Raw genomic sequence first — 12,601 nt, 5'->3', positions numbered from 1 at the left:
CTGACGCTCGTCGCGCATGACTTCAGGAGATGTCGAGTTCGGCTTCCAGAATTTCCGTGACGACGCGATTCCCCTCGTCGTTGAGATGGACCGGGTCCACGAACAGCCAGTCGTCGATGGCCGAAGACGAGGCGAGGGCGCGGTTGGCGTCCACGAACGGGACGCGGAGTTCGTCGCAGGCCCTTTCCAGCCGCTTGCCGTACGACGGATACACCGGCCCGTTCAGAACCTCGTTGAACAGGTCCCACATATGCTTGCGCTCCCGGTCGTTCTCCTCGATGAGAGCCGTCTCCTCCGGGCTGAGGCGCTTACCGCACCAGGCCAGCGTGGGCTGGAGCACGAAGTGGACGCGCGCTCCCGTGGGCGCGGCGAGTTCGCACACCCGTGCCAGGTCCCGGACGGTGGTGCGGACGGCGAGGTCCACGCGCTCCTCCAGACTCAGGATCCGGGGCGCGGCCGCTCCGTCCGGGGCCTTCCGGCGCTGCCGGATCCTTCGCGTCGCCGCGCCCAGCCGCCCGAGAGTCCACTGCGGCTCCTCCTGCTCGGGGACGCCCATCTTCCGCATGAAGTCCCCGGACCAGAAGAACTGCCCGTAGTTCGAGTCCGCCTCCGGCAGGCCCGCCACGACCAGGTTGTTGACTCCCGAGAGGACGACCACGTCCCGGACGGCGGGCAACTGGTGGCGATGAAGGAGGAACAGCACGGCCTCCTGGGTGGAGGTGAACGCGGGGGACGCGAGGTTCAGCCATGTCGGGCCGCCCGGCTCCCGGCCGAGCAGCGACGCGATGGTGCGCTCGTCGGCGCTCGCCCCCAGCCCGAAGGCGAGCGAGGAGCCGAGCAGCACGCTGACCTCGCCGTCCGGAGGCGCGTCCTGCAGCGACCGCGGCCCTTCGGGGCCATGGGACACACGGAACCCGGCGGAATCGGTGTTGAGGGCCGGTGAAACGTAATCGCCGCGATTGAAGAAGACGACATAAGGCAGCCAGCGGATGTCGACGAACGCGAAATCCTCGTACTGCGAGAAGAACGGAACCAAACGATCCAAGGTCTTCACAACGGGTCCTGCTCTCCGAAGTCCACGTCACCCGGTGGAGGTCCGCGGTGGCCCACCCCGTCAAGGTTCGGCGCCGGCGCCCCCGAAATCATCGGCACTACCCTCCGTTTCGACTGCCCGACAGCGGTAATGCGCGTCTACCGGCTAGCTTCAGGGTCCGCCGCCACATCACATCTGACCGCCGACCATCACTTTTGTCAGACCCAAATGAAGTACATAAATGCCCGGTGCTGGAAGTGGGTGATAATGCTTAGCATGACTGCGCTACTGGCGAGGCCATGAGCGGTGTTCGAGTGGTCCTGGCGGAAGACGACGTCCTGCTGCGCGCCGGGCTGGCCAGCCTCCTGCAGCGGTCCGGCTTCGAGGTCGTGGGCGAGGCGGGCGACGGGCCGCGGCTGCTGTCACTGGTCCGCGAGACCGCGCCCGACATGGTCGTCGCCGACATCCGGATGCCGCCGACCAACAGCACGGAAGGGCTGGACGCGGCGCAGGTGATCCGCCGGGAGCGGCCCGAGACCGCGATCCTGATGCTGTCCGCGCACGCCGAGGTCGACCACGCGATGGAGCTGATCGCCAGCGGCCACGCGATCGGCTACCTGCTCAAGAGCCGGATCGCCGACGTGGCCGAGCTCCTCGACGCGTTGGCGCGCATCGCCGGCGGCGGCTCGGTCGTCGATCCCGGCCTGATCCAGGAGCTGGTCTCGGCGCGGCGGCGGCACGACCCGCTGGGCCACCTGAGCACGCGGGAACGCGAGGTCCTGGCCCTCATGGCGGAGGGGCGCTCCAACGTCGGGATCGCGCGCCGGCTGTGGGTGACCGAGGGGACGGTGGAGAAGCACGTCCGCAGCATCCTCGCCAAGCTGGCCCTGCCGGAGACCGACGACGACCACCGCCGCGTGCTCGCCGTGCTCACCTTCCTGGAGGCCTGCTGACGTCGTCGAGCAGGTCCCGGATGGCCTGCGCCGACAAGGTCGTCTTCGGCAGGAACCCGGCCGCCGGGCTCGCCTCGACCAGCTCGGCGTAGTCCTCTTCGGCGTGCGTGGAGATCAGGATCATCGACGACGGCGGCACGCTGCCCTCGGACACGAGGCGCTCGGTCAGTTCGAGGCCGCTCTCGTCGCCGAGGGTGATGTCCACCAGCGTCACGTCCGGCCGCAGGTCCGCCGCCTGGCGCAGCCCGTCGGCCCCGGTCATGGCCGTGCCGACCACCGCGATTCCCTGGCGTTCGAGCAGTATCCGCGCGATGTCGAGGAATTGCGGACTGTCGTCGATGATGAGGCAGCGCAGCATGATTCCATGTTTCTAGTACGGCGGGCCGCTCGCATTCCCGCTAGTTGTACACCTGGCCTATGCGGGAGAAAACCGGTCGTCGGCGGGACCGCGTCACCGGTCGGGTCCCGTGAGCGGGAACTCGCATGTCACCGTCGTACCGCGCCCCGCCGGGCTGTGGACGGCGAACGTCCCGCCCAGCGCCTCCGTACGGTCCCGCAGCCCCACGAGCCCCGAGCCCCGGTCCGGGTCCGCGCCGCCGACGCCGTCGTCGCGCACCCGCAACCGGAGCACGCCTTCGGACACCTCCGCGTCCACCTCGACGGCGGACGCCTCGGCGTACTTGGCGGCGTTGGCGAGCGTCTCCGAGACGACGTAGTAGGCGCCCACCTCGACCGGTTCGGGGAGCCGGTCATCGATCCGCACGTCCATGTGCACCGGCACGGCGGACCGGCGGCCGAGCGCGCGCAGGGCCGGGCGCAGCCCCGACTCGGTCAGGATCGACGGATGGATGCCGCGGGAGATCTCCCTCAGGTCGTCGAGCACCTCGACCAGTTGCGCGGCCACGTCCGCGATCTCGGCACGGATCTCGCCGCTCCCGGCGAAGCCCTCCGCCGAACGCAGGCGCAGCGCCAGCGCCAGCAGGCGCTGCTGCGCGCCGTCGTGCAGGTCGCGCTCGATCCGGCGGCGGGCCTCGTCCGCCGCCGCGACGATCCGGGCCCGCGAGGTCATCAGTTCGGCGCGGCTCTGCGCGTTCGCGATCGCCGTCGCGACGAGGTCGGTGAACTTGGTCATCCGCTGGTCGGTGTCGGGCGGGAGCGGCCCCTGCCCGGAGACGACCGTGATCAGCCCCCACAACCGGGCGTTGACGTGGATCGGCATCGCGACGGCCGACCGGTGGCCCTCCCCCGGATGGAGCTCCCCTCCGGAGACGTCGTCGTAGTCGTTCACGCGGGCGGCCTGGCCGGTGCGCAGCACGGTCGCGGTCAGCCCGACCGCCGGGTAGTCCCGATGGGGTTCGCCGACCCGCACACGCGGACCGGTCGTGCCCTCGTTGGCGACGAGCGTCGCGGTCCCGTCCGGCTCGTACCTGATCATCCTGGCGGTGCCGTTCCCGAAGTACCGCAACACCTCCTTGGTCACGGCCGCGAACACCACGTCGGGCGGTTCGCCCCGCGCGACCAGCATGGCGAGGCGGCGCAGCGACGCCTGCGTGTCGGCCAGCTCCCGCAGGTTCTGCTCCGTCTGGGCGTTGGCGATGGCCGTGGCGGCGAGCCCGACGAAGTCGGCCATCCGCGACTCGGTGCCGGGCGGGAAGTCGTCCCGCACGGTGGTCGCCACCGTCACGCCCCACTGGCGCCCGCCGACTTCGATGGGGGTGGCCACCACGGCCCTCATCCCGAGCCTGCCGACGAGCGCGCCGAGCGGGCTCGCCGCCAGCTCCGCACCGGTGATCCGTACCGGACGGCCGGTACGGAGGGCCTCCGCGGTGGCCGTCCAGGGATGCAGCCTGATCCGGAAGCCGACCGGCACCTCGTCCTCGACCCCGCCGTAGGACCCCACGACCGTGCTGTACCCCGCCGCCTCACCCCGCTGCCGGGCGGTCTGGTCGACGCGGGAGACGAACACCGCGTCGGCGCCGATCAGCCTGCCGAGTTCGTCGGCGACCGCCATGAACACCTCGTCCGGCCGGGCGCCGCGGGCGACCCGGGTGGCCACGTGCCGGAGCGCGGTCTGCTCGCGGACGAGCCGGAGCAGCTGAGCCGAGTCCTGCGGATCATGGTCTGTCCGCGCGGCAGGGGAATGGCCGACGCCCGATCCCGCGTCTGACGGGCTCACGAACGGACGATAACTCGATACAAGGGCTGAAGGTAGCGGCGACCTGGGAGATTCTTCCGGGGTCGATTCGGCCATGCCCTTCGGTCGTCCACCCGGACCGGCGGCCTTGGTCCGCGGGTTCCGCTCCGTCCCGGTGCCGCCCGGCTGACCAGCGGCCGCGGACGGGCACGACGACCGGACCGGATCGGTGACCGGCATCGCCGCCCCGACCGGAAACGGCACGGACCGAACAGCCACATGTGGCCACCGCCGCTTCCCCGACGAAGGTTTCGCGCCCGCCCGGTGACGCCCGTCCTGCCCCGACCCGGCGGCCTTCCGCGTCCGCGCCTGGGTCAAGCCAATGGACGCGTCCCGTTCAGCTCGGCATGGATCGTCTCCTGTTCGGCCCCGACCTCGGCCTGCCTGGCCTCCTGGCCGAGTCGCCGCCAGATGGCGAGGCTCGCCTCGGCGTGTTCGAGGGCCTCCTCCAAGCGTCCGAGCCGCCGCGTCGTCACCATCAGTTCCTGCAGGGCCATCGCCTCCTGGAAGGGGGAGGCGAGCGCGCGGCTGGCGGTGAGCGCGGCGCGGAAGTCCTCGACGGCCTCGTCCAGTCGGCCGAGCGCCCGCTTCGCCCGGCCGCGGTTGACCATCAGGTACTGCCAGGCGGACGGCCGTCCCCCGACCCGGTCCGCCAGCGCCAGCCCGCGCTCCAGCCACGGCAGCGCCTCCAGGGGGCGCCCGAGCCCGATGATGTAGAGGGCGGCGACGTTGTTCAGCACCTCCAGCTGCGACCACCAGTCGCCGGAGCGCCTGCTGATCGCCAGGCTCTCCTGGAAGGTCGCGAGCGCCTCCTCATGGTCGTGCCGGTGGAAGGCGAGCAGGGCGGACACGTTGAGCAGCCGGTCGAGGATCGCCTCGTCGCCGCCGTCGTGGGCGGCGCGGATGCCGCGGCGGATCTGCGCCTCGCCCCCGTCCAGCCTGTCGACCTGCCAGAGCCCGCCGCCGAGCATGTAACGGGCCCGGGCTTCGGCGGGGAACTCGCCGCGCGCCTCCGCGGCGTCGGCGATCTCGGCGGCGGGGCCGTTGAGCCGCGGCCACAGGAACGCGACGTCGCCGAGGGGGTCGAGGGCGAGCAGCAGGTCCGCGGCGACGGCGATCGGCGCGCCGGGGTCGGCGGCGGCGCCGCGGAGGACTCCGAGGATGCCGTCGAGTTCGTTCAGCACCCAGGTCTGTCCCTCGGCGGGGTCGGCGAACGCGACCCCCGCCGAGCGGGTGGCCGCCATCGCGTCGGCGAGGTTGCAGCCGTTGCGCAGCAGCCGGTAGAGGTTCCGGGCGGACGCGAGGTAGTGGTCGAGAAGACGGTCGAGGACGGCGCGGCGGTCGGTCTCGGTGTCCTCTTCACGGGCGAGGTGGGCGGCGTAGGTGTGCAGCAGGTCGTGGAAGCGGTACCGGCCAGCGGCGCGCTGTTGCAGGAGGTGCACGTCCAGCAGGTCCTCCAGGAGCCGGTCGGCCTCCTGGAGCGGGATGTCGGCGACGCTGGCGGCGGTGTGAGCGTCGAAATCGGGGCCCGGGTGCAGGCTCAGCAGCCGGAACAGCCGCTGCTGGACGGGCGTGAGCTGCTCGTAGGAGAGGGCGAACGCGGCGGCGACGCTGCGGTCGCCCGCGGCCAGCTCGCCCAGCCGCCGCCGCTGGTCGCCCAGGCGTTCGGCCAGGTGGGCGAGGGTCCAGGTGGGGCGGGCGCGCAGCCGGGCGGCGGCGATCCGGACCGCCAGCGGCAGCAGGCCGCAGAGCCTCACCACCTCCTCCAGGGCCTGCGGTTCGGTGACGGCGCGCGCGTCGTCGGCGATCCGGGTGAACAGCGCGGCGGCGTCGGCGGGCGGCAAGACCTCCAGGGACAGCGTGCGGGCGGCCTCCAGATCGGTGAGCCGGCGGCGGCTGGTGATCAGCACCAGGCTGTCGGGGTCGCCGGGCAGCAGCGGCCTCACCTGTTCGGCGCTGGTGGCGTTGTCGAGGACGATCAGGGCCTTGCGGCCGGACAGTTCGTCCCGCCACAGCCCGGCCCGTTGATGCAGCTCGTCGGGGATCCGCTCCCCCGGCACGCCCATCGCCCGCAGGAGCGTCTCCAAGGCGGCGGCCGCGGTGCCGGGCTCGTCCGCGGCGGTGTGCGCGCGCAGGTCGACGAACAGCTGCGCGTCGGGGTAGCGGTCGGCCAGCCGGTGCGCGGCGTGCACCGCGAGGGCGGTCTTGCCGATCCCCGCCATCCCGTCGATGGAGTTGATCACCACCGCGGTGGCCGGTTCCCCCTCCGCAGGCAGGGCGGAGACGAGCCGGTTCAGTTCGGTGGCGCGGCCGGTGAAGTCGGCGAGGTCGCGGGGCAGCTGGTGGACGCGCCCGCGCCGATCCGGTGGCGACGCCGCGAGGCCGGGGTCGTCGGCAAGGATCCGCTGGTGCAGTCGCTGTAACTGGTCGCCGGGGTCCAGGCCGAGTTCCTCGGCCAGCGTCTCGCGGGTGTCGTGGAAGACCCGCAGCGCCTCCGGCCGCCGACCGGCCCGGTGCAATGCCAGCATCAGCTGCCCGGCCAACCGTTCCCGGAGCGGGTGCGCGGCCACCTGCTCGCTCAGCTCGCTGATCACGCCGTGGTGCCGTCCGAGGTCCAGTTCCAGCTCGATGTCCTCCTCCAGCGCCGCCGTGCGCCGCTCCTCCCAACTGGTCACCTGCGGCTGAAGCGCCGGGCAGTCCAGCCCCGCGAGCATCGGCCCCCGCCACAGGCTCAGGGCCGCGCGGAACTCGGCGACGGCCTCCGCCGGCTGCCCGTCGGCGGCATGCCGGCGGGCCCGCCTCACCCGTCCGTCGAACACGGCGGCGTCGAGTTCGCCCTCCCCGACGTCCAGCCGGTACCCGGCGCCCGCCGCCACCGGACCCGCCAGGCCCCCGTCGGCGAGCAGCCTTCGCAGCTCGGACACCAGATTGCGGACGCGTTTCTCCGCGGTGGGAGGCGGCTCCTCCGGCCAGACCACATCCACCAAATGGCTCAGCGGCACCACATGACCTGCTGACAGTAACAATGCGGCCAGCACCTTCCGCTGCCCGGCACCGCTCAGGCGCAGCGGCTCCCCGCCGGTCCAGATCTCCAGCGGGCCCAGGATCCTGAATTCTCCAGCCATACGACATCAACCCTCGGCATCGTGGCAGGCAAGGTCGATCGCCGCCCAACTCCACACTGACCTCGAACACAATACTGCGTGTTTCACGGCAGTCGAATGAATGCGAAGAACCTTTCTTTTGGAGAGCTCATTTCGTTGCATAATATCGTCCATCCTTTCTGACGTCTTCGCAGATGCCGCGCCGAGCCATTAGTCGTCCTGCCCCCTAACTGCCATGGACCGGGCATGGACGGGACATGGACGGCGCCCGCCAAGCTTCTCGCATGGAAAGGCCCCAGCAGCTCCCACCCATGTACCCGGCCGCGGACTGACGGCGCGATGACCGTCCACGACAGCCACGCCGCTCCCGGCGGCCGACTTGCCTACGGCGACAGATCGGCACTGGAAACGGTGGCCATCCTGTGCGGACTGGCCCTCATGCCCGTCATCACCGCGCCGCTGGCCTCGCTGATCGGCCCCGCCACCGACAGCAGGCAGGCCGCGTCCGAGAAGACCGCCGCCGCGCCGGACCACGGCAGGGCGATCGGCCACACGACCGCGCTGACGACCACCACCCGCCAATGGACTCCTGTCTCCCACACCACCGTCACTCTGAGAAAACGAGGGACGTACGAGGTGACCCAACAAGTCCGCGGCCAGTTCGGCACCGCGCGGAACCGTTCCACTCGCGCCTGGATCATCTCCCGGGTGTTCAACGTCACCGCCGGAGTCCCGGTCAAGGAAAGCAATCTCCTGGTCGTCACCAGCGCCGACCACTCACCCGCCGTCAGCCGCGATTACGGCACCACCGCCAGCGGCCGCGCCTTCATCGACGTCGACGGGCCCACCACCATCCGCCTGGAAGCCATGCAGGCATGGGACGCGGGCACAGTGACAAAAAGCCAGATCATCACCAATCCCGACGGATTGACCCAGCTCCTCTACAAAGAACTCGGCTGAGCCGTCCGGACAATGGGCACGCAGCGCCTACTCCGGCGGCAATGAATTGGACCGGTCGCGGAGCATGCGTTCGTCACCGGGGTTCCTCGGACGCACACTCGGACTGCCGATCCTAGGGAGAACGCTCCGTTCCTGACCATCGGAAACGGGGGCATGGTCAAGGTGCGGTCTCCGAAGCGCGGCCGTCGAGCCGGTGTCCGGCGACGAGGAGGGGTGATCACGATGAAGGCTGTGCGGTTCGGCGAGTACGGCGGGATCGACGTGCTGCGGGTGGAGGAGGTCGAGCGTCCGGAGCCCGGTCCCGGGCAGGTGCTGGTCGAGGTCCGCGCGGCCGGTATCCAGCCCGGCGAGGCCCATATCCGCACCGGCGCGCTGCACGAGCGGTGGCCGGCGACGTTCCCGTCCGGGCAGGGCAGCGATCTCGCCGGTGTCGTGGCGCGGACCGGGCCGCACGTGCGCGGCCTCGCGGTGGGCGACGAGGTCCTCGGCTTCACCCACCGCCGGGCGAGCCACGCCGAGTTCGTCGTGGTCGACGACGTGAACCTGACCCCGCGGCCGGACGGGCTGTCCTGGGACGTGGCCGGGTCGCTGTACGTGGCCGGGACGACCGCCTACGCCACCGTGTTCGCGGTCGACCCGGGACCGGGCGACACGGTCGTGGTGTCCGGCGCGGCGGGCGGTGTCGGCTCCCTCGCCGTGCAGCTCGCGCGGCGCCGCGGCGCCACGGTGATCGGCTTGGCGAGCAGGCGGAACCACGCCTGGCTGGAGGAGCGCGGCGTCGTCCCGGTCGAGTACGGGGACGGCGTGGCCGAGCGGATCCGGGAGGCCTCCGGCGGGACGGTCGACGCGTTCATCGACACCTTCGGCGACGGCTACGTGGATCTGGCCGTCGAGCTGGGCGTGCCGCCGAAGCGGATCAACACCATCAGCGACTGGGGGGCCGCCGCCAGGGTCGGTGCGCGGACGGACGGGGAAGGCGCGGCGGCGTGCGCGGTCGTGCTCGGCGAACTGGCCCGGCTCGCCGCCCGCGGAGACCTGCACGTGCCGATCCATCGCGTCTACCCCCTGGAGCAGGTCCGGGACGCGTTCCGCGAGCTGGAACGGCGCCACGCCCACGGCAAGATCGTCCTCCACCCCTGAACGCACCAAGACGACACGGGCGTCTACCAGGGGTCCGGTAGCGGCGCATCCGCTTACCGGGTGAGGACGTCGGCGGCGAGCAGCAGGAACCCGATGGTGAGGGCGACGAAGCCCAGCCTGTCGAGGACGCCGTACCACCGCCGCCTGCCCAGCTCGGGCTTCCAGGCGAGCGGGAAGAACAGCAGGGGGCCCACCCACGAGGCGCAGGCGATCGCCGCCTCCGCCACGGGCTGGGGACCGGGGACCGCGACGCCGATCGCGACGAGCAGCGTGCCCATCATCAGAAGGTCGATATGGCCCTGGCGGATCCGCGCGGCCGCGCGGATCCGCAACCGCCGCGTCCACACGGCGTCGCCCTGGGCGACCATGAGCCAGCCGCTGAGGACTCCGGCGGTCAGCTGCAGGATCCCGAACGTCACGAGAAGCGCCATGGCGTCACGTCACCGAGCGCAGTGACACGCCGGTGGCCAGCCGGGCGTATCCGGTGACGAGGCCCAGCGCGACGTCGCGGGTGATCGCCGGGTTGCCGGTGACGATGTGGGAGTTGAGGGAGTCCTCCAGCGCGACCAGCGTCCGGGCCACCTCCTGGCTCGTGCCCGCCAGCGTGAACGCGCCGGACGCCTCACCGGCCTCCAGGACCGCCTCGTAGACGGCGACCTGCCGGTCGAACAGCACGCGATCGAGGATCTTGATCGCCGGGTTGCGGTCGAAGGCGCCGATCGCGACGTGGAGCAGGTACACCTCCTCGTCGTCGGGACCGGTGGCGAGGCCCCGCTCTATGAAGGCGGCGAGGCGCTCCGAGGGGTCGGTGATGCCCACGGCCGCCTCCCGCCTGCGCGTCGAGAAGCGCTCGACCGCGTGCTCGTAGACGGCGATCACGAGATCGTCCATGTCGGGGAAGTAGTACAGGATCGAGCCGGCCGACAGGCCGGCCTCGCCCGCGATCTGGCGTATCCGGAGCCCGTCCGAGCCGTGCGTCAGCATGATGCGCCGCGCCGCGTCGGCGATCTGCCGGCGGCGGGCACGTTGGTTCTTCGGTCGCCCCATATGAACATGGTTGCAAAGAACTCAGGTCCTAGCAAACTTCCAGCTAGCAGCATCTTGACGCCGGGATCGCGGCCATGTTTGTTTATGCGTTCAAAGAACTCCGAACGAGGGGGCCCGCGGTGCGGCACGTGCAGGACCTGATACCGGCGAGAGGTCGGGGCCGATGAGACCGCTCTCCGTGGCGGCACTTCAAGCCGCTCCCGAACCGGGCGACCCGACGGCGACGCTCGAACGCTTCGCGGCGCGCGTCCGGCAGATTCGCAGGACGTGGCCGGGCGTCCAGCTCGTCGTGGCGCCGGAGCAGTACCTGTCGGCGCCTCCTCCGCTGCTGGAGGAGAGCGAGGAGGCGGTGCTGGGCTCCGCCGTGGACGTGCCGGGCCCGTTGACGCGGCGGCTCGGCTCGCTGGCGCGCGAGACCGGCCTCTGGCTCGTGCCTGGAACGGTCTACGAGCGGGCGGACGGGGGCGGCGTCCACAACACGGCGCTGGCGTTCAGCCCCGGCGGCGAGCTGGTGGCCGCCTACCGGAAGATCTTCCCGTGGCAGCCCGTCGAGCTCTCCCGGCCGGGGCGGACGTTCAGCTGCTTCGACATCCCCGGGCTCGCCCGGATCGGGCTCGCCATCTGCTACGACGGCGCGTTCCCCGAGGTCGGCCGCCAGCTGGCGTGGATGGGGGCCGAGGTGGTCATCCAGCCGACGCTGACCTCGACGGTCGACCGCGAGGCCGAGATCGTGCTCAGCCGCGCCAACGCGATCGCGAACCAGTTCTACGTGGTCAACCTCAACGGCAGCGCCCCCGCCGGGGTCGGACGGAGCGTGATCGTGGACCCCGAGGGCACCGTCCGCGTCGAGACGGGCTCGTCCGACGTCGTGATCACCGACGTGCTCGACCTCGACGCGGTGACGCGCGTGCGCCGCCACGGCGCCTACGGGCTGAACCGCCTGTGGGAACAGCTGTCCCGCCGGGGCCCGGACATCCCGCTGCCCGCCTACGGCGGGCGCTTCGTCCCGCCCCCGGGCGACGGCGGCGCGTGGACGCCCGGGCCGGTCGAGGGGGTGGACCGCGATGGCGACGGACTCGCCCGCCGCTGACCCCGCGCCGCCCCGGCACCGGTTCCGCGGCGGCCACCGCGACCTCGGCCGCGCGCACGGCGAGGAGTGCCGCGACCTCGTCGTCGAGCACCTCGCGCGGGCCCGGGCGCGGATGGCGGGCCTCGGCGTGGATCCCGCGGACGCCGCCGGGGCCGCGGTCGAGTACGCCCCCCACGTGCGGCGGCACGCGCCCGGACTCCACGAGGAGATTACGGGCGTCGCCGAAGGCGCGGGGATCGGGCTGGAGGACGCGTACCTCCTGCAGCTCCGGGCCGAGGTGGCGGACCTGTTCGAGCGGCGCCGGCCCGCCTCGGAGTGCTCGACGTTCGTGGCGACGGCCGGGGCGACGGCCGGGGACGGGTCGTTCATCGCGCAGAACATCGACCTGCCGAACGACTACCGGGGTCTCGGCGTCGTGCTGGAGCTGCACGCCCCCGGGGTGCCCGCCGTCCTGCAGTACACCCCGGCGGGGCAGGTCTCCTACGTCGGGATCAACGACCGGGGGCTCGGCGTGTTCGCCAACTTCCTGTCGTGCGACGGCTGGCGGCGCGGCTTCCCCCGCTACCTGCTCTCCCGCGCGGCGCTCGGGCAGCGCGACGTCCCGGCCGCGACGGCGCTGTTGCGGACGATCCCGCGCGCGTCGTCCCGCAACCTGATCATGTTGGACTCCGCCCGCCGCGCCGTCAGCTTCGAGAACACCGTCGAGCGCGACGCGTGCCTGGAGCCGGACGGCGGGATCCTGGCCCACACCAACCACTACATCGCCGACGCCCTCACCGACGCCGAGGCCGCCACGCCCGACGACCTGGAGAACTCCCGGACCCGCCTGAAGCGGCTCCGGGAGCTGCTCGACCGGGACCGCGGCCGCCTCGACCTCGACCGGCTCATCGCGGTCGCCCGCGACCGTTCGCTGCCGCACGCGCTCTCGCGCCTGCCGGGCGAACGGCCCGACCCCCACCTCAGCACCGTCGCGTCCGTCATCGCCGAACCGTCGGCCGGACGGATGCACATCGCGCCGGGCCCTCCGTCGCACTCCGCATACCGCACCTACGCCTTCGCCAAATGAGCAGCGAGCAGGAA

The 12,601-nt window shown here is 71.9% G+C and carries 11 protein-coding genes; 5 read left to right on the top strand and 6 right to left on the bottom strand.

Annotated elements, in window-relative coordinates:
- Positions 1 to 22: 22 nt before the first annotated feature.
- A complete protein-coding gene (locus tag ACH01S_RS05055) occupies positions 23 to 1,054 on the bottom strand; it encodes an SGNH/GDSL hydrolase family protein (RefSeq protein WP_067885877.1) in 1,032 nt (343 codons plus the stop codon).
- Positions 1,055 to 1,332: 278 nt separating this feature from the next.
- Between ACH01S_RS05055 and ACH01S_RS05050 the strand changes: the two genes are divergently transcribed.
- Positions 1,333 to 1,986, top strand: coding sequence for a response regulator (locus ACH01S_RS05050; RefSeq protein WP_067885875.1), 654 nt, complete (start codon positions 1,333 to 1,335; stop codon positions 1,984 to 1,986).
- Here the strand turns inward: ACH01S_RS05050 and ACH01S_RS05045 are convergent.
- From ACH01S_RS05045 to ACH01S_RS05035, 3 genes are all read right to left on the bottom strand, one after another.
- Positions 1,964 to 2,344, bottom strand: a complete 381-nt coding sequence (locus tag ACH01S_RS05045; protein ID WP_083980335.1) for a response regulator — start codon at positions 2,342 to 2,344, stop codon at positions 1,964 to 1,966. The genes ACH01S_RS05050 and ACH01S_RS05045 overlap by 23 nt on opposite strands.
- Positions 2,345 to 2,437: 93 nt before the next feature.
- Positions 2,438 to 4,162 carry a sensor histidine kinase gene (locus ACH01S_RS05040; RefSeq protein ID WP_218010144.1) on the bottom strand — a complete coding sequence of 575 codons (1,725 nt, stop codon included), beginning with the start codon at positions 4,160 to 4,162 and terminating at the stop codon, positions 2,438 to 2,440.
- 332 nt (positions 4,163 to 4,494) lie between these two features.
- Positions 4,495 to 7,305, bottom strand: coding sequence for an AfsR/SARP family transcriptional regulator (locus tag ACH01S_RS05035; protein WP_083980333.1), 2,811 nt, complete (start codon positions 7,303 to 7,305; stop codon positions 4,495 to 4,497).
- A 318-nt stretch (positions 7,306 to 7,623) separates the two neighbouring features.
- On the opposite strand from ACH01S_RS05035, the gene ACH01S_RS05030 reads away from it, so the two are divergent.
- The gene (locus ACH01S_RS05030) at positions 7,624 to 8,244 is read left to right on the top strand and encodes a hypothetical protein (protein WP_067885869.1); all 621 of its coding nucleotides are present in this window, start codon (positions 7,624 to 7,626) and stop codon (positions 8,242 to 8,244) included.
- A 222-nt stretch (positions 8,245 to 8,466) separates the two neighbouring features.
- The gene (locus ACH01S_RS05025) at positions 8,467 to 9,384 is read left to right on the top strand and encodes an NADP-dependent oxidoreductase (protein ID WP_067886499.1); all 918 of its coding nucleotides are present in this window, start codon (positions 8,467 to 8,469) and stop codon (positions 9,382 to 9,384) included.
- Positions 9,385 to 9,437: 53 nt separating this feature from the next.
- Here the strand turns inward: ACH01S_RS05025 and ACH01S_RS05020 are convergent, their stop codons facing one another.
- Complete coding sequence (locus ACH01S_RS05020) at positions 9,438 to 9,815, bottom strand: hypothetical protein (protein WP_067885867.1); 378 nt, start codon at positions 9,813 to 9,815, stop codon at positions 9,438 to 9,440.
- 4 nt (positions 9,816 to 9,819) lie between these two features.
- Positions 9,820 to 10,431 (bottom strand): TetR/AcrR family transcriptional regulator, encoded by a 612-nt coding sequence (locus tag ACH01S_RS05015; RefSeq protein ID WP_067885862.1) that lies wholly within the window; start codon positions 10,429 to 10,431, stop codon positions 9,820 to 9,822.
- Positions 10,432 to 10,594: 163 nt separating this feature from the next.
- Here ACH01S_RS05015 and ACH01S_RS05010 point away from each other — a divergent pair, with 163 nt between their 5' ends.
- Both ACH01S_RS05010 and ACH01S_RS05005 read left to right on the top strand, forming a co-directional pair.
- Positions 10,595 to 11,521 (top strand): carbon-nitrogen hydrolase family protein, encoded by a 927-nt coding sequence (locus tag ACH01S_RS05010; RefSeq protein ID WP_067885861.1) that lies wholly within the window; start codon positions 10,595 to 10,597, stop codon positions 11,519 to 11,521.
- Positions 11,496 to 12,587 (top strand): C45 family autoproteolytic acyltransferase/hydrolase, encoded by a 1,092-nt coding sequence (locus ACH01S_RS05005; protein ID WP_067885860.1) that lies wholly within the window; start codon positions 11,496 to 11,498, stop codon positions 12,585 to 12,587. The genes ACH01S_RS05010 and ACH01S_RS05005 overlap by 26 nt, the downstream gene beginning before the upstream one ends.
- Positions 12,588 to 12,601: the final 14 nt, after the last annotated feature.

Origin of the sequence: Actinomadura chibensis NBRC 106107, from assembly GCF_001552135.1 — a bacterium.
GTDB classification, from domain to species: domain Bacteria; phylum Actinomycetota; class Actinomycetes; order Streptosporangiales; family Streptosporangiaceae; genus Spirillospora; species Spirillospora chibensis.
This window is presented reverse-complemented; position numbering and strand designations above follow the sequence as displayed.

Excerpts from the sequence above, each read along its gene's own strand:
- ACH01S_RS05050 (WP_067885875.1), top strand. The coding sequence starts at position 1,333 with ATGAGCGGTGTTCGAGTGGTCCTGGCGGAAGACGACGTCCTGCTGCGC.
- ACH01S_RS05045 (WP_083980335.1), bottom strand. The coding sequence starts at position 2,344 with ATGCTGCGCTGCCTCATCATCGACGACAGTCCGCAATTCCTCGACATC.
- ACH01S_RS05035 (WP_083980333.1), bottom strand. The coding sequence starts at position 7,305 with ATGGCTGGAGAATTCAGGATCCTGGGCCCGCTGGAGATCTGGACCGGC.
- ACH01S_RS05030 (WP_067885869.1), top strand. The coding sequence starts at position 7,624 with ATGACCGTCCACGACAGCCACGCCGCTCCCGGCGGCCGACTTGCCTAC.
- ACH01S_RS05025 (WP_067886499.1), top strand. The coding sequence starts at position 8,467 with ATGAAGGCTGTGCGGTTCGGCGAGTACGGCGGGATCGACGTGCTGCGG.
- ACH01S_RS05020 (WP_067885867.1), bottom strand. The coding sequence starts at position 9,815 with ATGGCGCTTCTCGTGACGTTCGGGATCCTGCAGCTGACCGCCGGAGTC.
- ACH01S_RS05015 (WP_067885862.1), bottom strand. The coding sequence starts at position 10,431 with ATGGGGCGACCGAAGAACCAACGTGCCCGCCGCCGGCAGATCGCCGAC.
- ACH01S_RS05010 (WP_067885861.1), top strand. The coding sequence starts at position 10,595 with ATGAGACCGCTCTCCGTGGCGGCACTTCAAGCCGCTCCCGAACCGGGC.
- ACH01S_RS05005 (WP_067885860.1), top strand. The coding sequence starts at position 11,496 with ATGGCGACGGACTCGCCCGCCGCTGACCCCGCGCCGCCCCGGCACCGG.